Source organism: Halomonas sp. DP8Y7-3 (assembly GCF_019801675.1).
Taxonomy (GTDB): Bacteria; Pseudomonadota; Gammaproteobacteria; order Pseudomonadales; family Halomonadaceae; genus Halomonas; species Halomonas litopenaei_A.
Window position 1 is genome coordinate 327,799 of sequence record NZ_JAHVIO010000001.1, and the last position, 25,530, is coordinate 353,328.

Sequence of the window (25,530 nt, forward strand, 5' to 3'; positions counted from 1 at the left end):
CGTCGACATTGTCACTATGTTGTACATTCGCTAGGATCAGCAGCACATTCGCCAGGAGTCACCCTGTGGCCGTCACATCCCGCACCACCCCCAAGCGCCCCAGCGTGGCAGACTACCTGGCCGAAGCGATTTTCTCGGGCCAGTATCGACCCGGAGATTTCGTGCCCAAGGAAGTCGATCTGGCCGAGCAGTTCGCCTTGAACCGCTCAGCGGTTCGCAGCGATATTCGTCAGCTGGTCGACGTCGGCATCATCGAGCGCATCTCAGGTCACGGTTCCAAGGTGCGTAGCGTCGAGGAGTGGAACATCCTTGATCCGCTGGTCACCGACTGGATGACCCGCTACGCCTCGCCGAGCCCCGAGATCCAGCGCGAGATCCTGAGCTTCCGCCTGGACGTGGAGCCCTATGTGGCGATGACCGCGGCCAAGCGCGCCACTGCCCGGGATCTGGTCGCGATCGAGGAGGCCTTCGAGGGCATGGAACGGGCCATGAATGCCGCGGAAGGTGATGCCAAACGGCTGCACAGCGACCATGACATCGCCTTCCACGTGGCCATCTTCAAGGCCACCCGCAATATCGTATGGTCCCAGCTGTCGCACATCCTGCGGCCATCGATCTACCTGCTGATCGAATCCTCCAACGAGAGTGCCAGCGACCCCGAGGCCAGCCTCGAGCGCCACCGCGAATTGATGGAAGCGATTCGTGCACGCAAGCCCCACGCCGCCTTCCGTGCCGCCCAGGCAGTGCTGGCCGGCACCGCTGACGCCCTTGGCATCCAGCCGGGCGACAGCGTACTGGGCAGCGATCAGGAACCTCCCCCACTAGATTGAGCACGCGCCCCGGCCCCGGCCAGGCCTCTCCATGCTAAGCTGGCAAGCGGTCGCGGCACGCTGCCAAACCCGGTAGCACCGCTTCGTCAAAAGGATCTTTGACATGGCCTCGGTCTACGATTTGAAGCCCCGCTTTCAGGGGCTCCTGCGCCCGCTGGTACGCCGCCTGCAGGGTCGCGGCGTCAGCGCCAACCAGGTGACGTTAACCGCCGCCCTGCTGTCGCTGCTGGTGGCGGGCGTGGTTGCCCTGACGGCGGCAGAGCCCGACGCCTCGCGGGGCTGGTTCCTGCTGATCGCGCTATGGCTGCCGCTGCGCATGGCCTTCAACGCGGTGGACGGCATGCTGGCCCGGGAACACCACCAGCAGACGCGCCTGGGAGCCTACCTCAACGAGCTCTGCGATCTTGTCTCCGACGCCGCCCTGTTCGTCCCCTTCGCCCTTCTCCCCGACGCCCATCCGCTGCCGGTGCTGGTGGCCTTGGTGATGGCCCTGATCGTGGAATACGCCGGCGTCATGGGGCCGCTGGTAGGCGCCAGTCGCCGCTACGATGGCCCCATGGGCAAGAGTGATCGCGCGCTGGTCATCGGCCTGCTTGCCCTGGCCATCGCCCTGGGGCTCACCACCCCCTGGGTCGTGGCTACGGTGTTCTGGCTGATGAGCGCGCTGATGCTGGTATCGCTCAGCCACCGGGTGCGCCGCGGAATCGCCGAGGCAAACGCCGGCGAAGCTGATAAGCGTCAGGCAGATGACTGTCAGGGCGATGACCGTAAAGGCAATGACCGTATAGGCAGTGACCGTCAAGGTCATGCCCAATGAGCCGCCCCGCACAGTCCCATGCCTTTGTCGCCCATGATGGCCAGCGCATCGCCTACCGCCATTGGCCAGCGACCGGGGAAGTGTCCAAGGGTGCGGTGCTGCTGTTTCACAGGGGCCACGAGCACGGCGGGCGTATGGCACACCTGGTCGAGGAGCTCGACCTGCCGGATCTGGCGTTCTTTGCCTGGGACGCCCGCGGTCACGGCCTGTCCGATGGCGAGCGGGGCGACGCCCCCGACTTTGCTACCTACGCACGAGATATGCAGAGCCTTGTCGAGCATATCGAGGACCAGCACGGCACCCCGGTGGCCGATCTGCTGGTGGTCGCCCAGAGCGTGGGCGCGGTGGTCGCCACCTGCTGGCTGCACGACTACGCTCCCCCGGTGCGCGGCGCGATCCTCGCAGCCCCCGCCTTTCGGGTGAAGCTGTATGTGCCCCTGGCGCTTCCCGCGCTGCGCCTGGCGACCCGCTTTCGCGACAGGGTCTTCGTCAAGAGCTATGTTCGCTCAATCCTGCTCACCCACGATCTGAAACGTCGCCGAGGCTACGACAGTGATCCCCTGATCAGCCGCCAGATTTCGGCACGCATCCTGATCGGGCTGCGCGACACCTCCGATCGCCTGGTCGCCGATGCCGCCACCATCGACACCCCGATCCAGCTGCTGCTGTCGGGTCGCGATGTGGTGGTCGAGCGCAAGGTTCAACAACGCTTCTTCGCCCGCCTGCCCCATCCGGACAAGGAGTGTCACCGCTTAGAGGGGTTCTTCCACGATACCCTGGGTGAGCGGGATCGCCACTTGGCCCTGGCGCCGATGCAGCGCTTCATTCGCCGCCAGTTCAGCCGCCCGTCACAGGCCCTTAGCCGGCTGGACGCCGATCTCGGCGGCAACGGCTGCGCCGAGGCGGAGGCCCTCGCTCGACCGCTGCCCAAGAGCGGGATCAAGCACGGCTACTGGCAGCTGCTGCGCAAGGCGCTGCAGCAAGGCGCAAGGCTATCGAACAGTCTCAAGGTCGGCGTCGACCACGGCTTCGACTCAGGCTCGATGCTCGACCAGGTCTATCGCAACCGCCCGGATAGCCCGAGCCGACTGGGCCGGCTGATCGACCGGGTGTACCTGAACGCCATCGGCTGGCGCGGCATCCGGCAGCGACGTATCCATCTGGAGGCGCTGATCGAGCAGGCCGTCCGGGAGCTGCGCCACAACGGCCAGCAGGTCCACCTGGTGGATATCGCGGCAGGTCACGGGCGCTACATCCTGTCGGCCCTGGCGGCCCTGGCAAACGCGTCCGAGGCGCCAGATAGCGTCCTGCTGCGGGACTACAGCGCCACCAATGTCGCGGCCGGCCAGGCGCTGATCAAGGAAATGATCCCATCTCAGCCCCTGGCCCAACGGGTCCGCTTCGAGGCTGGCGACGCCTTCGACCGCGCCAGTCTGGCCAGCCTGACCCCCGCCCCGACCCTGGCGGTGGTATCGGGTCTGTACGAGCTGTACCCAGATAACGCCAGGGTGCGAGCCTCCCTCAGCGGTCTTGCCGAGGCCATGGCGCCGGGGGCGCTGCTGGTGGTGACCAACCAGCCCTGGCACCCGCAGCTGTCCTTCATTGCCCGGGCGCTGTCTTCCCACCGGGACGGACAGCCCTGGGTCATGCGCTGTCGTAGCCAGGTCGAAATGCGCCAGCTGCTGGCCGCCTGCGGCTTTGCCATCGTCACCCAGCGGATCGATCCCTGGGGCATCTTCTCGGTCATCCTGGCGCGCCGGATATCGCCATGAACGCCCCACATTGCCAGAGAGCTCCCAGCGGCTGGGGTCTGCGTGTCAGAGCCGGCCTGTGGCTGTTGCTGCTGGGCGTCGTGTTCTTCTCGAGCTACGCCCTCACCAACCACCTGAGCGCTCTGCGCGCGCCGTTGCCCAGCATCATGTTCGACTGGGAACGGGGAATCCCTCTGCTGCCCTGGACCATCGTGCCCTACTGGTCCATCGATCTGATGTACGCCGCGGGCGTGCTGCTGTTGCCTCAAGATCGCCGCCAGCTCAGCTCTCTGGTGCGACGCCTGCTGACGGTGCAGGCCCTGTGCGTACTGGGCTTTCTGGCCTGCCCGCTGACTTTCAGTCTCGAGCGGCCACCCCTGGAGGGCGTCTTTGGCACCCTGTTCGATGTGCTGATGAGCTTTGATCAGCCCTACAACCAGGCGCCGTCGCTGCACATCGCCCTGCTGGTCGTGCTCTGGCACGCCTACACCCAGCGCCTGGGGAGCTCCGCCTGGCGCTGGCTGCTGCACGGCTGGTGCGTGCTGATCGGCCTGTCGGTGCTGACCACCTGGCAGCACCACTTCATCGATGTGCCCACGGGGGCACTCGTCGGCGCCATCAGCCTGTGGCTATGGCCATCCCGCGGCGCTGGCCCCCTGCAACGGGCTAGGCTCAGCCATGACCGGACCCGTCGACGCCTGGCGGCACGCTACGCCATCGGCGCGGGCGTGATCGCTGCACTGGCGGTCCTGCTCGGCACAAGTTCGCTGGGAACAGGTACGCTGGACGGTTGGGCATGGTGGCTAGAGTGGCCGGCGCTGTCGCTCTCGCTGGTGGCCCTCAACTACCTGTGGCTGGGCGTGGCAGGCTTTCAGAAGGACAACGATGGCCGCCTGTCGCTGGCGGCGCGACTGTTACTGGCGCCTTATCTGGTCGGCGCCTGGATCAACTCACGGCTGTGGACCCGGCGGCGGCCCCATCCCGACGAGGTCTGCGATGGGGTCTTTATTGGCCGCCTACCGCTGCGGCAGATGCCCGCTGCCGACATGGCGCTGGTCGATCTGTGCGCTGAACTGTCGGCGCCCACACAGCGACGGGCCTACACCCCTGTGGCAGTACTTGACCTGACCGTGGCCTCGGCTGTCGAGCTGCGCCGGGCGGCAGAGGCCATCGAACAGCATCGCCACCACGGACCGGTGCTGGTGTGCTGCGCCCTGGGGGTATCGCGCAGCGCCAGCGCCGTGGCCGCCTGGTTGCTCCTCAGTGGACGGGCGGCCAGCGTCGATGACGCTATCTCGATCGTCAGGGGGGCCCGTCCCATCTGCGTGCTGCGAGCCCCCCACCGGCAAGCGCTCAAGGCGCTGGTCGAACGGGCCGACGAGACGCCATACGAGACGTCATACGAGACGCCATACAAGACGCCATGGCCGTTAAACGAAAACGAAGATAAAGACGGCGCTGCCCTACAAGAGCCGATCACCAGGCGGTGAGACGGGATCGTCAGATCTCCACATCGACATCCTGCTGGATATTCAGCACCGCGTGATTCGCTCCTTCGTAGACGTTGAACACCACGCCGTCGCGCTCCACCGTCACATCGGTCGCCGACCACTGCTCGCCCACCAGACTGACACGATCCTGGGCATCACCGAAGATGAACAGCTCCTCGCCTCCGGCCACGTCGAGCACATCCTGGGCGCTGAGGGTCAGGCTGTGGTCCTGACCGATGACGCCCAGATCCACTGCCTCGACGTTTTGCACCCTGGAGACATCCAGTGGCTCATCCAGACGCAGCCTGACCACATCGAAGCCATCGAGCCCGTCGATGTTCACGCCACTGTAGAGCAGGATATCGTCTCCGGTCGTCGCCGCTACGCTGCGAATATCCAGTAGCGCCTGAGTCTGAAAGACCGGGGAGACGTCGTTGCCATCCACGCTCATCAGGCTGATATCCAGCATCACACTGCCGTTGGTCGCCTTCTGCACCAGCGACAGATCGTTCACCTGGCGGGCCCCCAGGCCCTCCAGGGTATAGCGATCAAGCTCGGCGTCGTAGGCAGCGGACAGCAGACTGTCGGCGGCGAAGAACGAGGCATGTGGCCCTAGCCCCTCTAGCGTGAGCGTGACCGTCTCGGAACCATCCCGGTCCAGCACGGCAACATTCAAATTCAGGGGAATACGCTCCCCCTCGTCGCCGAAACTGAGCAGCGGCTCGGCACTGACCCGATCGGCCACGGGCTGCACCGAGGTCGTAAAGGACTCACGACTGATGAACGTATCCTCACCAAGACTCGCGATCGCCGTCAGCGACAGCTGATCTGCCCCCACCAGTTCACCACTCCAGTGAGCAGGCGGCATGAGGCCGACAAAGCCGGGCAAGATGCCGTCTTCGCCAAGGATCCACCAGCCTCCCTGCCCAATGGCACTGACAGGACGGGCCGACGCCGCCGAATCCCCGGCCACCACCACCCAGCCATCAGGCACATTCTCGACCAGCACGGCGGCAAGACTCTGGTTCGGGTCCAGCAAGGTCACCGTCAGCCCTTCCAGGACAATCAGCGTGTCCTCCTCCCCGCTCAGGTCGGCAATACTGATCTCGGGGGGAGGCGGCGGCACATCGCCCACCGTGCTTGCGCTTAGCTCGACCACATTGTCGGCACCGGTTTCCCTCACCCCCCCCTCCACCGTCAGCCTCACCTGTCCCCAGGTGCCCCGGGCAGGTTGATAGACAAGCTTCAGGGGAGCCTCCAGGCTCACCTCATCAAGGCGAAAGCGTCCATCGTCCTGGGCGATCAGCTCGTGCCCGTTGAACCACAGCGTGCCACCGGGGGTGCGCTGTCCGCTGGCATCCCTGACCTGATCCTCCTGCAGGCTGAGGTACAGCTGACGTCCATCGATCTCCCCGTGGGGCGCATCGTCAGGCGTCGCCACGGCAAGGGAGAACTCGATGCTCTGGGCGTCCTCGGCCACTGCGGCCACCAACTGCGTCTCGATGGCATCGGTGACCGGCGACACCGGCGGCGCCAAGGCCAGGCTTGCTGAGCTAAGCCGCCCGGAGGGGGAACGAACGGTCAGACTGGCATCGACGCTGAACATGGCGTTGTTATCGTTGCTGTTCGGCGGCGCGGTCAGCGTGATCGATGCCAGCAGTTCATCCAGGGCATTCGGGCCGCTGTTGGGCACGCTGGCAAACCACACCTGTTGCCCGCCGACGTTGCTTAGTTGCATACCCGTCACCAGGGTCTCCTCGGGCAGCCCCGAGAGCGTGAGGGTCAGGGTGCTGTCAGCGGTAGCACCAAAGACCCGGCCGCCGACCAGCTCGCTGAGCGACGCCTGCGTATCTTCACTCAGCGCCGCGCCCCGGTCCTCCCAGTCGATGCTGACCTGGCCCCCGCCGATGCCCCCTCCACCTGCACCCAGGGTCGTCAGCGACCATTCGGTGCTGGCACTCTGCAGCGCTACCTCGATGCCGGCATCCTGGGTCACCGCCGTGATGGTGATCGGCTGAGCCTGGTCATCGTCGTGCAGGCCGCCTTCAAGCACCGTGAAGACCAGTTCATGGGTCAGCTCGGCGCCCTGGAAACTCTGGGAGGATGGCAGCAGCACCTTCCAATGCCCGCCGCTGTCGGTGCCGGCTCCCGGCAACACACCGACGAACTCGGCGCCTTCCACCACCACGCCTTCGGGCACCCCCGCCACCAGCAACTCCACCAATGACTCGCTGCCATCCTCATCGGCCAGGCCAGCGGCATTGGCATCCAGGGATTGGCCCACCCTCAGCGTGATCCGGACGCTATCCCCAGTCGCCGCCGTGACCTGGGTAGCGCTGATATCGGCCTGACTTCCTGCGCTATTGGCAATCGCCGCGATGTTGATGGTGGGCAGGTCGGTGATGGCCTGGAAGGCAATATGATGGATGGCGTCGATCGGTGCGGAGGTGGTGTTTGCCACGTTACCCTCGAAGCCGTCATTGGGGCTGTCGGTGATCTGATAGCGCACCCGGATGTCGACTCCCGCATCGCCCAGGTTGGGGTCTCCCAGCACACGCACGCTGTCCCAGGCGCCGTTGATCAGCTTGATGTAGTCGCCTTCGTCGATAACGTCTGGCCCCTCCAGACCGAGCACGGTCAGCGGTGCCGCCGCCAGGTCGGCCGCATTCAGCCATACCGCCGAGATGACTTCGTTGAGATCATCGTTCTGGGGCAGCAGCCCAAGATCCAGCAGCCCTGCCACATCTTCCACCAGCAGCGATGTGGTCTGCAGCAGCGCCTCGGGGCTCGGGGTCACCTCGAAGGCGACGACCTCGACCACCTCCCGCGCGTTGCCGTCGTTCTCGGTCACCACCGACATCACCTGCAACTCGACGCGACCGCTGAAGTTGGCGGGGCCGTCGATGGTGATACCCGCCAACGAGGTGGCCACCCACACCCGCTGTTCTCCCAGCGTTCCAGGCGCCGTGAGCTCGACCGCCCCGGCCAGCGCAAAGTCAGCGCTCAGTCCGGTGATGCGGTAGGCCAGGGACTCGGAGTCGTCACGGTCGCCACTGGTGACCTGAATCAGGTCAGCCAGCACCGTCAACTGTGCACCGTCATCCAGCAGTCGTTCCGGCTGGCTGACCACCTGGGTGTCGATGTTCGGCCTGTCGGCCACTCCCCCCACCACCACCAGGATCGTCTGCGGATCGCCGATAAATTCGTCGACCCCGCCGCCAAAGGTGTCGACGCTGGTGGGCGTTACCTGAATCGAGAAGTTCTCGTTGCTGTCGGGTGGCGGCGTCAGCGTCAGCGGGCGCAGACTGTCGAAGTCGTCGATGACATACAGACCATCGCTGCCCCTGGCCACCACCTCGCCATCGTAGTGCAGCACCGCGCCTTGCGGCACGCCGGAAAAGGAAAGTCGGTAGGTCTCGGTGGGATCATCGCTCTGGGGGAACAGATCCAGCGCCACGGCCACATCTTCCGCCGTCGCCACCACAGGCTCAAAGCCCAGTGACACGCGGTCGGCCTGGGGATCGTCCACCACGATGCCCTGCAACAGCGCCTCCCCCGAGACCGCGGTATCCAGATTGCCCTCGGCATCACGATCCACCGTTTTCGCCTGCACCCTCAGCTGGAAGGTGCCCTTGCGATTCTCCGGAGCGCGAAATTCCAGCGACGAGAGAAACGCCACCGGGACCTCCACAGGACGGCCATCGAAGCTCACCTCCACCCACTGGCCCGCCCCGTCGAGATAGCGAAAGCTCGACCCTTCCAGTCCCCCCGGTTGGCCCGCCACCCGCTCCGGCGTCAGCAGGGCGAAGGTTTCCTCGGACCCATCAGCGTCTTGATTCGACCAGCCCTGGGCCAGGTCGAAATCCGCGTTGGTCAAGGCAAACCAGCCATCCTCGGCGACGGCATCGTCCGGCCCGTACACATGCCCTGCCGTCATGGTCAGATCGGGCAGCCCATCCTGGTCGGTGTCGCCCGCCCCCCCTGGCACAGGTGCGCCCACCGCCGAGGCGATCACCTCCGCCTTGGGGGATATGCTGGGCTTGAGCTCCAGCAGCGTGACCGATGAGCTCGCTACGTCGGTGCCATGGATGCTGGCGACATCGCGGATGCCTACCTCGATCCCGATGGTCGGATCCGTGCTGTCGTGGGCAGGGCCAAGCAGGCTGTACTGACGGAAGTCATCACTCTCAACGTCCGTCGCGGGCAGGCTGAAGCCGTCGACGCCGTTGCCGGTGTGTACCAGAACGCCCCGGGCATCGAAGATCTTCCAGCCAGAGGGCAGGGACGTGAGTCGTATCGAGGTGATCGATTCGCTGGAAATGGAGCCACCAGCGTCGCTGCCATCGTTGTCACCCAGCCGCAGCCCGCTGAGGAAGGCAAAGGCCTGGTCCTCGATACCGCTTGCGGCAAGCGTCGGGGTGTCGACCACCGGCAATACCACCAGGTCGAGGCTGACGCTGTCCTGCTGTTGGGCAATCGCTCCGGCGGGGCCATCGGCGTCGGTATCCTGTCCCACCAGGGTGACGATGACGTCTTCGATGACTCCGCTGAAGTCCGGCGGAGGCGTCACGCTGATGCTGGGAAAACCGCCGATAGCGCTACTCAATCCAGGAGCCGTGATGCTCACTTCGCCGCTATTGCCCCCAGTACCGTCCCCGACGGTGATGCGGCGGCTGTCATCGACCACCACCACGCTGCCTGGCGGTAGCCCCTGAATCAGCAGCGCGCGCACTTCGCTGCCATCCAGATCGCCAAAGGCCGCCTTGAGACGTGCGCTCAGATCGAGGCTTCCATCTTCATCGATCGTGAATTCACGATGGTCGGTGCCGTCATCAAAGGTCAGCGTCACGCCATCCGTCACTGACTTGACCCCTACGTCAACCTTGACGCTGGTCGTCGCCCCGGCAACTCCCGCCAGGGGGGCGCCGGCATCATCGACCTCGAAGCTGGTGGCCGCCAGCGTCAACGAGAGATTCCCGCCATCGTGCTCCGCTGGCAGCACTTTCAAGCTCTCGAACTGCGCAGCGGTCAGCACCACATCGACGTCGGTATCTGCCAACGTGGACAGGTGCGCCCCCCCCTGGATCTTGATCGAGATCCCGCGCCCATCCACTCCCAGGATGTCATCGGCGCCGTCAACCAGCAGCCTGGCACCCTGGGGTAGCCCCGACAGGGTGATCGCTCCCAGCCGTTCCGGAGAGTCAGCATCCGAGGAACCATTGAGGTCTCGATCATCCGTCGGAACCGGTAGCGTAAGGCCAAGGGCCACCGCGCTATCCTCGTCGGTCACCACACTGACCGCCTCCAGTGAGGGCGCATCCGCCACCGGTATGACCGTGACGTCGACGTCTACCGCGGTCACCCGACCACCTTCTGTGAAGGTGTAGCTGAAGCGGTCTGCACCACTGTAGTGACGATCAGGGGTGTAGGTGATCCTGCCGTCTGCATCGATCGTGACCGCACCAAATTGCGGGGCCGCACTGATCGACAGCGTCCCTCCGGTGGCGTTGGCCTGGGTGAACAGCGTCTGGCTGCCATCTTCAACCACCGTCAGTTCAACGTCGCTTGCGATGATGTCATTGACCACGCTGACAGTGACACTATCCACCTCCCTGTCACCGTCGCTGTCGACCACCTGGAAGGGAAGATCGATCGCCAGCGTGTCTTGCGCCGCGGTGTGATCCAGGGGCTGTCTCAGCGTAAAGAGGTAGCGCCCCTCGGGATGCGCGCTGTCCGGCGACGTCAAGGTGACGGTAAACACCTCAAAGACGGCCCCATTGCCGTCGTCCGCCAGCGCTGTCACCTGGCGGTTGGCGTCCGACAGGCCATAGCTCAACGCTTGGCCACTCGAGGTCAGGTTGAGTGCTTCCAGTGCCGCCAGCGTATCGCCGGTGAAGCTCGCCTGGGTGCTGTCCTGGGCCACACTGATATCCAGGCTTTCCGACACCACCTGCCTGGCGCTGTCAGGCGCTGTACCAGACGGCAGGTGGCGCTCCTCGAGACGGCCGTCGACCGGCTCGCCAATGCTGTGATGGGTATCGTTCACCACGATGGTCTGCAAGGCAGCGGTGGCAAGGCTTCCATCGCCATCCACCAGGAGGTAGTGAAAATCATCGTGGAGGATATCGCCGCTATCATCGGCGGTGGGTGGCGGATGAGCGGCGCTGTCCACCGGCTGGTAGCTCCAGCGGCCTTCGCTGTCGACGCTCAGGTGCCCATAGCGTGTGTCGACGCTTACGCTGCTGCCCGCCTCGATATCAGCCCGTGCGTCGTTGCCTTGACGATCCAGGTAGAGAATACCGGCAACTCGTGCTTGATCAGCACCCTCGACGTCATTGCCAAGCAGGTTCGCGCCAACACGTAGCGCCTCGCCCTCGACGGTCACCAGTGGTGCGCCGCTGGTAGCGGAGGGGGTATCGTCGGTGATCAGAATATCAAGCACATCCTGGCGACTGTCTCCTGACCCATCCACCACGGTCAGCGCCAGGGAGTCCAGTACCTCTCCTGCGGAGTGATCAACGGCCGCCGTCAGCTCGTAGCGATAAGAGAGCTGGCCAGCGGACGCATCGTAGCCGGTGATGAATAGCCGCCCGTGGTTCATATCAATCACGATGGGATCACTGACACTGGCCGCGTTCAGTTGCGCTGGGGTCTGGGTCTGTGTCTGGGTCTGGCTGCCGAAAATCACCCTCGCCAGGTCATCCACCGCTCCCGACCCCAGCGATATCACGCCGTCGGTTCGATGGCTGCCATCTGCCAGGGATCCACTGTCGAGACCCGCTTCACTGACACTGTTGTCCCCCGATACGGTGGGACCGTTGTCATCACCGATCACCAGCCCAGGACTATCGTTGAGCACCCTGATGGTCTGGTCGACCCCCGCCACCAGCCGCTCATAGCCGCCACCTTCGAGCGCGACGATACCCACCGTCCAAGCGGAACTGCTCTCGGTGCTGGCGCCCGCTCCCAGCGCTTCGCTGTGGTTTGGCGCCTGCAGGGTGACGGTAGCGCTGGTGGTGTTCTCGGCAATCAGCACCGATGTGCCATCACTCAAGGTGATCTGCAAGGGGCCGCCACGGGGGGCGTCGTTGACGCTGAGAGTCACTTCCACGGCCCCGCCTTCGGCGACCTGGTCAGGCAGACGCAGTGACACCAGGGTGCTATCCAGGGTGTCATCGACCAGGGTGGTGACGCTGGCGGTATCGACTACCAGGGTTTCGAGGCTGCCTGGGCTGCCAGCCTGGTCCTGTTCAGCCGCGAGGATGCGATTGACGATCGTACCAGCGTCCACGTACACATCGTCCGCGGGCGCCGCCACGCTCAGCGAGACTGTGGCCTGGCCCGGAGCCAGCGTCAGCGTTTCGCCATTGGCCAGGGTGACGTTGATCGCCGTTGTCGCGGCGCGCAGCTGGCCCTCGGCATCGCGCAACTCCAGGCTGTAGGTAATGGTTCCCCCTTCGTCCACCCGCGGGCTGGCCGTGAGCAGCAAGTGACGTGGATCGCTATCGTCGGTGACCACGGCACTGGCGGTACCGCTGGTATCGACCCGATCAAAGCCCGTGGGGGACACCGCGGTCAGACGAATGATCTGATCGTTACTGCCTTGAATCACGTCATCGTCGTCACGACTGGCCACCTGGGTGCTGCCCTGCTGCTGGCCTTCGACAATGGTGATAGTCGAACCATCATTCAGCGTCAGCACGACGTCACGATCCAGGACATTGTCGATAGTGGCGGTCACGGTGATGGGCTCGCCCTCGATCACTGGCCCGCTGGCGCTGAGCGTGATGCCCAACACCACCGGCGCAGTATCACTGGCGCTGGCGGTATTGCCTGCCGCATCCACCACCGTCGCCGCGACAAGGACATCAGTCTGGCCCGCGGGCACGGGCACGCCGAGCTCAATCCCTTCGGCCAGATCAACCTCGGTCACGGGACGCCTCAGCAGCAGCGTGCCGTTGCCATCGACCACGCTAAGGATATCGCCCACAGCGGTCTGGGCGGTCAGCGCTATCGTCGCCGTGACCTGACCATCACCCCCAATCTCACCCTGGCTGAAGGCCCCGTCGTCACCGTGACCTGTCAGCGCGACCTCGACTCCAGGCACTTGAGCCTCCACCGCCTTGCTGTCCTGGTCGCGGCCGCGATTGCCGGAGGGATCCGTCACGCTGGCGGTCACGCTGACGCTGTCGCTACCGGGGATGACCGGCACCGTGACCTCGACACCATTGATCAGGTCCAGCGCCGTGACGGTGCGTTCAAGCAGCAGCTCTCCCTGTGCATCGGTGACTTCGAGTCTGTCGCCCACCTCGGTTCCAGGACCCAGCGTGACCACCGCCACCACGCTGTTGTCGCTGCCGATCTCACGCTGGTTATAGATCCCGTCCTCGCCGGCACCCAGCAGGGTCACCGTCAGCGTGGGTGCCTGCAGGTCAAGGGGCCTGGCGTCACTGTCACTGGCGGTGTCACCGTCGGCCGCCAGCAGGGTCGCTTGAACACTGACGTCAGACACGCCGCCGGTGGGCACTTCGAGCTCCAGCCCACCAGCAATGTCAACCGCGGTCAGCAGTCGATCCAGCAGCACCCGGCCGACACCATCGGCCACCAGCAGGCGATCGCCCACCGCAGCGTCCCCGCCCAGCACCACCCTGGCGGTCACACTATTGTCCGCACCAATCTCGCTCTGCGAGTAGACGCCTTCAGGCCCCGACCCCAGGAGGGTCACGCTGACGCTGGGTAGCGGATCGACCGGGGCGCCATCAAGACCTATCGCACCATCGATGCCTATCGCACCATCGGGGATCGTCTCGTCATCATCAGTCGTCGCTTGATCGAACGAAAAGGCTAGCGGGTCCACCGCCTCGACGATGCGCAAAAGACGCACGAAGGGGTGCCCCTCATTCCCTGCGCCCACGCTGAGCCCTGGACCGCTGGCCGGCGGTTCGGACTCAAGATTCGCCAACAGCGCGTCAAGGGTATCGCTGTCGATCACCACGTCTGCCACCCCTGCGGACTCCGCCAACTGACCACTAGCAGCGCCAGCACTAAATTCATCGCTGTCGCCAACAGCGTCAACGCTTTCCGCGGCTTGCACATCGACGCTTGGCGGCCGCGGTTCATCCTCTATTCCAGTGTGGTCTGGCGAGCCCTGCACATCCCTGTTGGCCGCGTCGCCCAATGCCTCGACACTGGACAACAGCGCCAGCATCTTGGCCACTTCCAGTCTGTCACTCGGATCCACCGCCCACCTCAGCGTGGGGGCATCTTCCAGCACCAGGGTCGAAGGAGTACTTGCCGAAAGCACACTCGACGTCGACACCCATTCCCCTGATGTCAAACGATGGGGCTGTCCTGACTCATCGCGGACCCAGATCTCACCGTTGACTTCGACAATTCTTCCCAAGGCACCCATGACGCCCCTCCTGCAAAGGGAAAGCCCGTCCCACCTCTGTCGCCCGACCGCGCGCTTCGCCTCCCCACCACTGCGTCACTAGCAACAGTCGAAGAAGGCATTGCGCCACTGGCCGGCCTTTGCAACGGCGATCAACGCCTTATAAGGACCACATCGCGAAGTGATAAGAAGTGACAACGATGGAGGAATAGCCGAGAAAAGCGCCAGCAGCGCCATCGACCATTGCCTCGACCGAAGATCCGTGCAGGACCCCTTCTGTACGACGTTGACTGTGTTGCATAAGGCCTTGAGCGATAGACAAGATCGGATTTCGATAAATAACGAGGGACGTCAACGCGATAGTTTAGGATTGTTATAGGCGTTGACCCTCGACTCACTCGCAGGCGTAGGGGCACGTCATTGACCTGATATAATGAAGCACCATCATCTAAGTCATGAGAAATAACAACATACTGCGAGTATGAAATGCCTCACCAAAAAAATAAGAGAGCTGCATTTTTCTACCTCTTAATGGCTAGCGTCTTGATCAGAAATTAGACAGCATACTCATCATTCTCTTGAAAATTCTGGCCGCAGAAAAAGCAAGCACCAGAGGCAATAACGCTCTCCCTCCTTTGCGCAATGTCTAACCACCAGAGGTGTTAGACAAAACAGATATTGCGAATAATTGCATATAAAAACATTCTGCTTTATCGATCTTCTGCTGACCGCCCAGTCCACTAACTGACTTACATTTCCCACGCTTCCATTGAGATGAAAAGGTGCCATCGAAGCACCGTTTTCTACCTCTTCTGAGTGGCCATGAGTTACGAGGTACGGTAGATGACAGGGACACACGCCAACGACTTGAGGCCCATGACAGAGGTTCAGGTTCCAACAAGGGAGCGACATGGAGTGGCATCAAAAAGAAGGCCCACTACCGAGGTAGTGGGCCTATCAGGCGTGACCGCTGAGGCGATACGGGCTATTCGTAGGCCATCTGCTCGAGCTCCCGTCCACGGGTTTCCTTGACCCACTTCATCACGAACACCACCGAACAGGCGGCGAAGAAGGCGTAGACACCATAGGCACCCGCCAAGCCAATGCCGCCAAGCATGATCGGGAAGGTCATGGTGATCGAGAAGTTGGCCAGCCACTGGAACAGTCCAGCCACCGCCAACCCAGAGCCACGCACCTGATTGGGGAACATCTCGCCGAGCATGACCCACATGACCGGCCCCCAGGAGAGATTGAAGAACAGCACATAGGCGTTGGCGGCCAGCAAGGCGACGATCCCCATATCCCCGGCCAGTGACAGACGGCCATCCACCATCGTGGCCGTCGAGAAGGCGTAGGCCACCAGGCACAGGGTCAACGCCATGCCCACCGATCCCGCCCACAAAAGCGGCTTGCGCCCAATTCGATCGATCAGCGCGATGGCGATCAGACAGGCGCCGATGGACACCGCACCGCTGATCACATTGATCAACAGAGCATCCCCTTCGGAGAAGCCCACCGCCTGCCACAGCACCGCACCGTAATAGAAGACCACGTTGATGCCGACCAGCTGCTGAAACACCGCCAGCCCTATACCAACCCACACGATGCCGTGCACCCGCCCCGTTGCCGAGTTGATCAAGTCCCGCAGACTGGGGCTGTGATCCGCCGCCAGCGACGCCCGGATATCCTCCGCCTTGGCGCGCCCTTCAGCCTCGCCCATCAACAGCCCGAGCACCCGTATCGCCTTGTCATCGCGACCGCGACTGATCAAGAAGCGCGGGCTCTCGGGGATCCCCAGCAGTGCCACCAGAAACACCGCGGCAGGCAGGATCTCGATCCAGAACATCCAGCGCCAGGCATCGAACCCCAGCCACAGACTGGCAGTGGAAGCCCCGGCGAGGTTGGCCAGCAGGTAGTTGCTGAGAAAGGCGATGAACAGACCAGAAATGATCGCCACCTGTTGAATGGTCGCCAAGCGCCCACGCCGGTCTGCCGGTGCGACCTCGCTGATATAGGCGGGCGTCATCACGCTGGCAGCGCCGACAGCCATGCCGCCCAGTACCCGATAGACGACGAACTCGAGGGAGCCGGTGGCCACGCCGGAGCCCCAGGCGCTGACCAGGAAGAACACCGCGGACACGATCAGCAGCGACTTGCGACCGAAGCGGTCGGCCAGGCGACCGGCAAAGAAGGCCCCAATGGCGCACCCCAACAGCATGGAGGCCACGTTAAAGCCGGTACCGACACTGTCAGAGCCAAAGGCACTCTGCAGGCCGTCGACGGTGCCATTGATGACACCACTGTCAAAGCCAAACAGGAAACCGCCGATGGCGGCAACACTGCAAATCGCCAGGATATAGCGTTGTCGCTTGAGCTCAGCGAGCTGGTCTGGCGTGGTGGAATGTTCGTTCATGGGTACCTCCCGGCATCTTATTGTAGGTTGTGATGGAGCCCCGATACTGCTGGCGTGGCTGGGGTCTCTGCGGCTGGCTGCATTGGCTACAGCCAGCCGGCGTCGACCCAATAGTTGTGTGCGGTACATGCTGCTGCGGCGTCAGAGGCCAGGAACACCACCATGGCCGCTATATGGTGCGGCTGGATGCGCACCTTGAGCGCCTGTTCGGCAACGATCTGCGCCTCGTCTTCAGCGCTGTACCAGCGGGACTGCCGCTCGGTCTTGACGTTGCCGGGAATGACACAGTTTACTCGAATACCCTCTGCGCCCAGTTCGCTGGCCAGCGCCCGGGTCAGGCCTTCGATCCCGGCCTTGGCGGTCTCGTATAGCGCTAGGCCTGGCTGGCCCAGGTGCCAGCTGATGGACCCCAGGTTGACGATCGACCCTCCGCCCCGTCGCGCCATTCCCGGCGCCACCGCCTGGCTGGCGAAGACCAGATGGCGAAGATTCACCGCCATGCGCTCATCGAAGTAGTCCTGAGTGATGTCCGCCAGGCGATGGCGATCATCGTTGGCCGCATTGTTGACCAGCACATCGATATCGCCAATCTGGCCAAGGACTCCCTTCAGCGCCTCGGTATCGGTGATGTCACAGGCATGAAAGCTCACCCGCCCAGGGGGCCGCGCGGCAAGACGCTCTTCCAGACGCTCAACCAGGGCCTCGGACGGGGCTTTGCGGATATCGAGAAAATGCACCTCGGCGCCCTGCTCGGCGAATGCCGTGACCAGACCTTCGCCAATGCCTGTGCCTCCACCGCTGACGACCACTCTTTGGCCGGCGAGTCCCGGGTAATAGGCGATACCGTCTGCTCTTTGCGTGTTGCTCATGTTGGTCCTCTGGTGCGGATCGTCTGAGTGAGTGGCGATACGTCTGACTAGCTGTCCCCCGGCCCTTTGCGGCGGTCTTGCCGACGGCAACCAGACACCCCGCCATGCGCAACGAGAATCCGGATGCGCCTTACAGGCGAGGTTGTGCGAGCCATTAGTTAACAGAACTTACTTAAAGCCGAGTCTTGTAGAATCCTCACCGGAGCGCCATTGCACTTATGTCGAACCTATCAGCAAACACTGCTGTATCGCGGCGGCGACGGATCTCATTCCGGGCGCTGTCCCGGGGCCGGAAACTCCAGTCAAGCACCGCGCCGACTGATACACTGACGCCAACAAAAACTGACGGTTAACAACCCGGATGCTCGCCATGACGACACGCCCCGCAGGAGACCTGGGGTTTCTTAAACAGCACAATCGCGCCTCGCTGCTGGAGCTCTTGCGGCAAACCCCGGGGCTGACCCGTGCCGAACTGGCACAACGCTCGAAGCTGACAAAGGTCACCGTGGGGGCGGCGGTGCAGGAATTGCTGGAACACGGATGGCTGTGGGAAGGCGCGCCGATTCGCGGCGGCAGCGGTAGACCCGGAAAGGCGCTGTCACTGCATCCTGGTCATCATGCGGTGCTGGGGCTGGAAATCGGCGTGCACGGCCTTCACGCGCTGGCCATCGACCTCTCCGGCGCCATTCTGGCACAACGACATCAGCGCTTTTCCCCGTCGCAGCCCGATACAACTCTGGACACGCTGGCGGAGATGGTTCGCGAGCTGATCGACGACGCCCTTGGCACTCGCCAGCTGCTGGGCGTCGGACTGGCCGTGCCCGGCCCCACCTCGCCGCAACAGCACCGCCTCAGCCTTGCCCCCAACCTGGGCTGGCGAGATCTGCCCCTGCTCGACATGTTGAAGCAACGACTGCCGGGCCTTGCCGGCATCTGGACCATGGACAACGAAGCCAAGGCCGCCGCCTTCGGCGAGCTGTATCTGGCACGATCATCGGCCACTGACGAAACGCCTGCGTCACTGCTCTATGTCAGCGCCGGCACCGGCATCGGCAGTGGTCTGGTGGAAGACGGCTCTCCGCCCAGGGTGATTCGCGGCGTGCACGGGCTGGCCGGGGAAATTGGACACACGGTATTGGTACCGGATGGCAAGGCCTGCCACTGCGGCAACCGCGGCTGCGCGGAGACGCTGGTATCGGGTTGGGCGCTGCGCGAACGACTGGCCATCGACGACCATACCGAGCTTCACCAGGGCATCGGCCAGCATCCCGACCAGGCAACGGTGGCGGACTGCCTTGACCAGGCCGGCAAGGCCCTCGGCCTGCTGCTGCTGAACCTCCACCACACCTTGAATCCAGGCCGCATCATCATTGGTGGCTCGCTGGTATCGCTGGGCCCGCGGCTGCTTGATCCCGCCCTCAGGTTCTTCGCCGATCATCAGAAGCATTTACTGCCCCAGGCCTCGACGGTGACGGTCCAGGTTCTGGAAGATAGCCGCTCCATCGCCTCCAGAGGCATGGCAGCCCAGGTCCTGTGCCAGGCGTTGGCCCGTCATTATGACGTGACTGTCTCGGCCTAGTCCGCCCCTAAGAAACACGACATAAATGCCTGCGCCGCATAAAACAGCAGCCGCGGCGCATAAGACAGCAGCTGCGGCACCAGGCAGGTCACTCGACAAACGGCTCGGTAACCCGGCGATGGCTCAACATCAGGGCGTCGGCCACCTGTTCCAGCGGCGCCAGATCCATGTCGCTGTCACCGGTTGTCAGCAGTTCGTGAAAATGCCGGTAGACGCCCAGATACTCCCGCTCAGGGGCATCGACAAGGATCTCGCCATCGAGGGACAGCCGAGCGCCACCACAGGACAGCACAAGACGGCCCGCCGTGGTGGCGAAGCTCATTTCCCAGCAAGGGGGATCTTCATGACGAAAATCGAAGTCGGCGCTGACGGCTGTCTCCGTCAAGGTCCGCCAGTGCAGACGCGCCGCGATGGGCGTCTGGGCGTTGGCCGGTATCTCGAGCTCGCCCTGGACCAGCAGCAAAGGGTCCGACACTAGGCAGGTGAGTATCGACAGCGCGTTGATCCCAGGGTCGAACACCCCCATGCCGCCGGCCTCCCACAGCCACGGCTGGCCCGGGTGCCAGACCCTGACATCCTCGTGCCAGCGGATGTCCACCCGCTCGATATGCTGCTCGGCTAGCCATTCCCGCGCCCTGGCGATGCCAGGCGCAAAACGGGAATGCCAGGCAGCAAACAGCACCTGGCCGCGTGCTTCAGCCTCCGCCTTCAACTGACGGGTTTCGGCCAGAGTGGCTCCCGGCGGCTTCTCCAGCAGCACCGCCTTGCCCGCAGCCAGCGCTTGGCGGGCCAGCCGATGGCGCAGATGGGCCGGGGTGCAGATGGCGATCGCATCGATGCCCGAATCTGCCTCCAGCATGGCGCCGAGGTCAGCATAGCCAGGGATGCCCTCCAACCGAGCGTGAGGGTCGGCGCTGGCGACCAGTTCAAGTCCCGGCGTGGCGGCAATCGCCGCAACATGCTGATCCCTGACGATCTTGCCGGCGCCTACCACGCCAAGTCGGAAGTGCCCCATGGCTGACTCCTGCAGCGGAGGCCAATGCCTCCGCGTGGGTGAAAAGCCGCTCAGCATACGCCATGGCAGGCGCGACTCGCCAGTCAGCTATCACCCTCGCGGGCAACCACACCCTCAATGATTGTCCCTGGGCGGACTCTGGCGCGCCACATCTCGATAGGCATCGGCACCGCGCAGAGTCATGCCACGGTCCAGCGGTTCGATCAGGGTCCGCTGAATTTCCTGCCAGGGGGTCTGGTGACGCGGATAGGGATAGCCACCGTTGGCCTCAAGCTGCTGGCGTCGTGCGGCCAGCTCCTGCTCATCCACCATCAGCCGGACCTCGCAGCGTGCCAGGTCCACTCGCAGGCGATCCCCTGTCTGGACCAGTGCCAGTGGGCCGCCGGTAGCCGCTTCCGGCGAGGCATTGAGGATCGATGGCGAGCCCGATGTGCCGGACTGTCGCCCGTCACCCAGGCATGGCAGGGAATCGATACCCTGGCGAATCAAGGCCTCGGGCGGCTGCATATTGACCACCTCGGCACCGCCTGGATGCCCCACTGGACCGGCGCCGCGCATGATCAGGATGGTGTTGGCATCAATCTCGAGCGCTGGGTCATCGATCCGCGCGTGATAATCCTCCGAGCCATCGAAGACCACCACCCGGCCCTCGAAGGCCTCGGGATCGTCGGGATTCTCGAGAAAGCGACGGCGGAAATCCGGCGAGATGACGCTGGTCTTCATCAGCGCCGACTCAAACAGATTGCCCTTCAGGTTCAAGAAGCCCGCATGCTGGACCAGCGGATTATCGAAGCGGCGGATGACCTCCTCGTCCAGCGTCTGCTGGCCGCTGACATTGTCGGACAGGCTCTGTCCATTGATGGTCAGCGCCTCACCGTGCAGCAGGCCGCGATCCAGCAGCTCGCGCTGAACCGCAGGCACGCCGCCGGCGCGATGGAATTCCTCACCCAGGTACGCCCCTGCGGGCATCACGTTGGCCAGCAGCGGCACCTGGTGACCAAGACGCTGCCAGTCGTCATTGTCGAGCTCGACACCGGCATGGCGGGCGATGGCATTGACGTGAATCGGCGCATTCGATGAGCCACCCAGCGCCGAGCACACCACCACGGCATTCTCGAACGCCTGGCGAGTCAGGATATCCAGCGGACGCAGGTCTTCCCAGACCATCTCCACCGCCCGCTCGCCGGTCTGATAGGCCACCATGGAGCGTTCCTTGTAGGGCCCTGGGATCATCGCCGACCCCGGCAGGCTCATGCCCAGTGCCTCGGCCATGGAGTTCATGGTAGATGCGGTACCCATGGTGTTGCAGTGCCCCACCGAAGGCGCCGAATCGGTGGCCCGAGCCAGGAACTCGGTGTAGTCGATGTCACCTGCGGCCAGACGCTTTCTCAACTCCCAGATGATGGTGCCCGATCCCACCCGCTCGTTGCCCCGCCAACCGTTGAGCATGGGGCCGCCGGACAGCACGATAGCGGGAATGTTCACGGTGGCTGCGGCCATCAGGCAGGCCGGGGTGGTCTTGTCGCAGCCAGTGGTCAGCACCACCCCGTCCAGCGGGTAGCCATGCAGCACTTCCACCAGCCCCAGATAGGCCAGGTTGCGGTCCAGGGCAGCGGTGGGTCTGCGCACGTTCTCGTGAATCGGGTGCAGCGGGAATTCGAACGGCACCCCGCCGGCGGCACGAATGCCATCCTTGACGCGCTTTACCAGCTCGATGTGGTGGCGGTTGCAGGGGGTAAGATCCGAGCCAGACTGGGCGATCCCGATGATCGGCTTGCCCGAGGTCAGCTCATCGAGGGTGACCCCATAGTTCATGTAGCGCTCGATGCACAGCGCCGTGGTGCCCGGATGATCAGGGTTGTCGAACCACCAGCGTGAACGCAGCTGGTCGGGTGTCAGACGTGGACGATGGGACATGACAACAGCTCCTGCCAAGGCCGGTGGCGCACCACCGGCCAAAGATGAATGTGGGCCCTTGTTGGTGCTTGCCTCAGTGAGAGTGACGCGGCACCTCGGCGCCACGGCAGCCCACCAGGAAGTCAAAGTCACAGCCCTCATCGGCCTGCAGCACGTGCTCGATATAGAGCTGGCGATAACCGCCGGTTGAGGCGATCTCGCGCGACGCGGCGGTGGGATCGCTGGCCGCCAGCCGGCGGCTGAGCTCTTCCTCGCTGACATCCAGGTGCAGACGGCCTTCGTAGGCATCCAGCTCGACCCAGTCACCGTTTTCCACGGCGGCCAGGGGGCCACCGGCAGCGGCTTCCGGCGCCACGTGGAGCACCACGGTACCGTAGGCGGTGCCGCTCATGCGTGCGTCCGAGATACGCACCATATCAGTAACGCCCTGGGCCAACAGCTTGGAGGGTAGCCCCATGTTGCCGACTTCCGCCATGCCGTGATAGCCCTTGGGACCGCAGTGCTTCATGACCAGAACACTGCTGGCGTCCACCTCCAGGTCCGGGTCGTTGATGCGCGCCTTGTAGTCATCGAAATTCTCGAATACCACGGCGCGACCCCGGTGGCGCATCAGTTCAGGGCTGGCAGCGGAAGGCTTGAGCACCGCGCCCTTGGGCGCCAGGTTGCCGCGCAATACGCACATGCCGCCATCATCGACAAGGGGGTTGTCCAGGGCGCGAATGACCTGATCGTTATACAGAGGCGCATCCTGAACGTTCTCCCACAGGGTCCTGCCGTTGACCGTCAGTGCCGACTTGTGGGGAAGACGGTCTGCCTCGCCCAGGCGGCGCAGCACGGCGGGCAAGCCACCCGCATAGTAGAACTCTTCCATCAGGAAACGGCCCGATGGCTGCAGATCGACAATGGTCGGGGTGCCGCGACCGACTCGGTTCCAGTCATCCAGCGCAAGCTCGACCCCCATGCGCCCGGCGATGGCCTTCAAGTGGATCACCGCGTTGGTGGAACCGCCGATGGCCGCATTGGTACGGATGGCGTTCTCGAAGGCCTCCTTGGTCAACACCTTGGACAGCTTGAGGTCTTCCTTGACCATATCGACGATGCGGTTGCCGGACAGGTGGGCCAACACGTAGCGACGCGAGTCCACCGCCGGGATAGCGGCATTGTGAGGCAGCGAAACGCCCAGAGATTCTGCCATGCAGGCCATGGTGGAGGCCGTGCCCATGGTGTTGCAGGTACCAGCCGAACGGGACATGCCCGCCTCCGCCGCCATGAAGTCGTGCATCGAGATCTTGCCGGCCTTGACCTCTTCCGATAGCTGCCAGACCACGGTACCGGAACCGATATCGCGTCCCTTGTGCTTGCCGTTAAGCATGGGCCCACCGGTCACCACGATGGCGGGAATATCACAGCTCGCCGCCCCCATCAGCAGCGCAGGCGTGGTCTTGTCACAGCCCGTCAGCAGCACCACCCCGTCGATGGGGTTGCCGCGAATCGCTTCCTCCACGTCCATGCTCGCCAGGTTACGGGTAAACATGGCCGTCGGGCGCAGGTTCGACTCGCCATTGGAGAACACCGGAAACTCCACCGGATAGCCACCCGCTTCCAGCACGCCCTTCTTGACGTGTTCCGCCAGCTTGCGGAAATGCGCATTGCACGGTGTCAGCTCGGAAAAGGTATTGCAGATCCCGATGATCGGACGGCCATCAAACTCATGATCCGGAATCCCCTGGTTCTTCATCCAGCTGCGATACATGAAGCCGTTCTTGTCGGCGGTACCGAACCATTGATGGCTACGCAGCGAGACCTTGCTGTCGGAGGAGTCCGAGCGGGTCGCCTGGTCGCCTGAGGCGTCGGTACAAGAGTCGGCAGGGAGATCCTGGTCGCGGTTGGCCATGGGTCGGTTCCTCGGGTCAGTCACGGATAGCAATAAGGGTGGTGGTGGCACTGGCGCCTGTTGCCGGCGAGTTCAGCGCGCACGACGACGGCTTCAACGGCCACGGCTCTGTCCGCAAAGCGCCTGTCGAAACAACAAGGGCGGTGACGAGACGAAAGCTGTGCCGAGCCAAGGCGGCGTCGAGATAGACGACACCTTACGGAGCAGGGGCGGCAAAGTACACACATACAAAAGTCTATGTTGAACATTTAAAGAGAGCGAGCAAGAATTGCCGCCACACCAATAACGATCACGCTCTCATCAGGGAGATCGACCATGTCAGCACCCCTCACGCTTTCTCGTCTGGCCGCCGCCGTCGGCGTCGCGACCCTCGCCATCGGCGCCGCGAGCACCGCTCAGGCGGCAGAATACGAGTGGACCTTCCAGGCGTCGGAGACCGCAGGCGAGCCCAGCTTCAAAATCAAGCAGGAGTGGGCAGAACGCATTCAGACCATGACCGATGGACGCGTCGCCATCGAGGTACTGCCGATCAACGCGGTGGTCGGCCCGACCGAGACCCTGCAAGCGGTCAGCTCCGGTATTCTTCAAGGCCACATGACCGATCCCAGCTACTTCTCGGGCCAGAACCCTGCTTTCGGCATGATCGGTAACCTGGTAGGCGCCTGGAACGACTCCTACGACTTTCTCGAGTTCATGCATAACGCTGGTGGCGAAGAGCTCTACAACGAGCTGGTCGAACCCTATGGCGCCCACCTGATCAGCGCGGCCACCTTTACCCTGGAGTCGATTCCCTCCACCGTGCCGATCGAGACCCTCGAGGATTTCCAGGGCCTCAAGATTCGCGCGCCCCAGGGCATGGTCTACAACATTTTCGAGCGCGTCGGCGCGACCCCGGTGAACCTGCCGGGCTCCGAGGTGTACACCGGCCTGGAGAAAGGCGTCATCGACGCGGCTGACTCCACCGTGCTGTCGAACAACGACGCCCAGGGCCTGCACGCCTTTGCCCCCTACCCGCTGTATCCCGGCTTCCACTCCATGCCGATGATTGCGGTATCACTGAACAAGGACATCTGGGACGGCCTGCCGGACGATCTCAAGACCACCCTGGAAACCGCCTTCGACGCCATGTCCTATGACCTGATCGCACGGCTCAAGGCCCAGGACATCGAGACCCTGGCACGTCTTCAGGCCGACCCCGAGGTGCACCCCTTCGACCTGCCGGATAGCGAGCGCAAGGCGTTCCGTCAGGCTGCCGAACAGGAATGGCAGGAGTGGTCAGGCAAGAACGAGATGACCCAGAAGATCTACGACTCGGTCACCGCCTTCCTGACCGCCCGCGGCCAGCTGTAAACGGGGAGCCCTGGCACAACGCCAGGACCTCACCTCCACCCACCCTTGCGGCGGTGCCACGGCACCGCCCCCTCATTTCCGGATCGTGCCCTGGTGCGATCCTCAAGCCGTCGAGGAAGTCCCATGACAGACCTGCCGGGACAGGACGCCGACAAGGCGCCCGAACGCGCACCCGACGTGGTGCGCAGCCGCTTTGACCAGGGCGTGGTCAAGG

At 63.8% G+C, this 25,530-nt stretch carries 12 protein-coding genes; 6 read left to right on the forward strand and 6 right to left on the reverse strand.

What is annotated here, in order from left to right; all coding sequences use genetic code 11:
* Positions 1-65: 65 nt before the first annotated feature.
* The 4 genes from KUV86_RS01410 (at position 66) to KUV86_RS01425 (ending at position 4,888) form a co-directional block, all read left to right on the forward strand.
* A complete protein-coding gene (locus KUV86_RS01410; RefSeq protein ID WP_222163727.1) occupies positions 66-830 on the forward strand; it encodes a FadR/GntR family transcriptional regulator in 765 nt (254 codons plus the stop codon).
* A gap of 103 nt (positions 831-933) precedes the next feature.
* Positions 934-1,647 carry a CDP-alcohol phosphatidyltransferase family protein gene (locus KUV86_RS01415; RefSeq protein WP_222483348.1) on the forward strand — a complete coding sequence of 238 codons (714 nt, stop codon included), beginning with the start codon at positions 934-936 and terminating at the stop codon, positions 1,645-1,647.
* Positions 1,644-3,419, forward strand: coding sequence for a bifunctional alpha/beta hydrolase/class I SAM-dependent methyltransferase (locus tag KUV86_RS01420; RefSeq protein WP_222483349.1), 1,776 nt, complete (start codon positions 1,644-1,646; stop codon positions 3,417-3,419). Before KUV86_RS01415 ends, KUV86_RS01420 begins: the two co-directional genes overlap by 4 nt.
* The gene (locus tag KUV86_RS01425; RefSeq protein WP_222483350.1) at positions 3,416-4,888 is read left to right on the forward strand and encodes a phosphatase PAP2/dual specificity phosphatase family protein; all 1,473 of its coding nucleotides are present in this window, start codon (positions 3,416-3,418) and stop codon (positions 4,886-4,888) included. The genes KUV86_RS01420 and KUV86_RS01425 overlap by 4 nt, the downstream gene beginning before the upstream one ends.
* A gap of 10 nt (positions 4,889-4,898) precedes the next feature.
* Here KUV86_RS01425 and KUV86_RS01430 read toward each other — a convergent pair whose 3' ends face one another.
* The 3 genes from KUV86_RS01430 to KUV86_RS01440 form a co-directional block, all read right to left on the reverse strand.
* Positions 4,899-14,300 carry an immunoglobulin-like domain-containing protein gene (locus KUV86_RS01430; protein ID WP_222483351.1) on the reverse strand — a complete coding sequence of 3,134 codons (9,402 nt, stop codon included), beginning with the start codon at positions 14,298-14,300 and terminating at the stop codon, positions 4,899-4,901.
* A 964-nt stretch (positions 14,301-15,264) separates the two neighbouring features.
* Complete coding sequence (locus tag KUV86_RS01435; protein ID WP_222483352.1) at positions 15,265-16,692, reverse strand: sugar porter family MFS transporter; 1,428 nt, start codon at positions 16,690-16,692, stop codon at positions 15,265-15,267.
* A gap of 86 nt (positions 16,693-16,778) precedes the next feature.
* A complete protein-coding gene (locus KUV86_RS01440) occupies positions 16,779-17,561 on the reverse strand; it encodes an SDR family NAD(P)-dependent oxidoreductase (RefSeq protein ID WP_222483353.1) in 783 nt (260 codons plus the stop codon).
* Between the two features lie 370 nt (positions 17,562-17,931).
* Here KUV86_RS01440 and KUV86_RS01445 point away from each other — a divergent pair, with 370 nt between their 5' ends.
* Positions 17,932-19,140, forward strand: coding sequence for an ROK family transcriptional regulator (locus tag KUV86_RS01445; protein WP_261397505.1), 1,209 nt, complete (start codon positions 17,932-17,934; stop codon positions 19,138-19,140).
* Between the two features lie 88 nt (positions 19,141-19,228).
* Here KUV86_RS01445 and KUV86_RS01450 read toward each other — a convergent pair whose 3' ends face one another.
* The 3 genes from KUV86_RS01450 to KUV86_RS01460 form a co-directional block, all read right to left on the reverse strand.
* Positions 19,229-20,155, reverse strand: coding sequence for a Gfo/Idh/MocA family protein (locus tag KUV86_RS01450; RefSeq protein WP_222483355.1), 927 nt, complete (start codon positions 20,153-20,155; stop codon positions 19,229-19,231).
* A 114-nt stretch (positions 20,156-20,269) separates the two neighbouring features.
* On the reverse strand, positions 20,270-22,072 hold the full coding sequence (locus KUV86_RS01455) for an IlvD/Edd family dehydratase (protein WP_222483356.1): 1,803 nt from the start codon (positions 22,070-22,072) through the stop codon (positions 20,270-20,272).
* Between the two features lie 73 nt (positions 22,073-22,145).
* Positions 22,146-23,966 carry an IlvD/Edd family dehydratase gene (locus tag KUV86_RS01460; protein ID WP_224852112.1) on the reverse strand — a complete coding sequence of 607 codons (1,821 nt, stop codon included), beginning with the start codon at positions 23,964-23,966 and terminating at the stop codon, positions 22,146-22,148.
* Between the two features lie 315 nt (positions 23,967-24,281).
* Between KUV86_RS01460 and KUV86_RS01465 the strand changes: the two genes are divergently transcribed.
* Entirely contained in the window at positions 24,282-25,316 is a 1,035-nt protein-coding gene (locus KUV86_RS01465; RefSeq protein WP_206939470.1) for a TRAP transporter substrate-binding protein, read from the forward strand.
* The last annotated feature ends 214 nt before the right edge of the window (positions 25,317-25,530 follow it).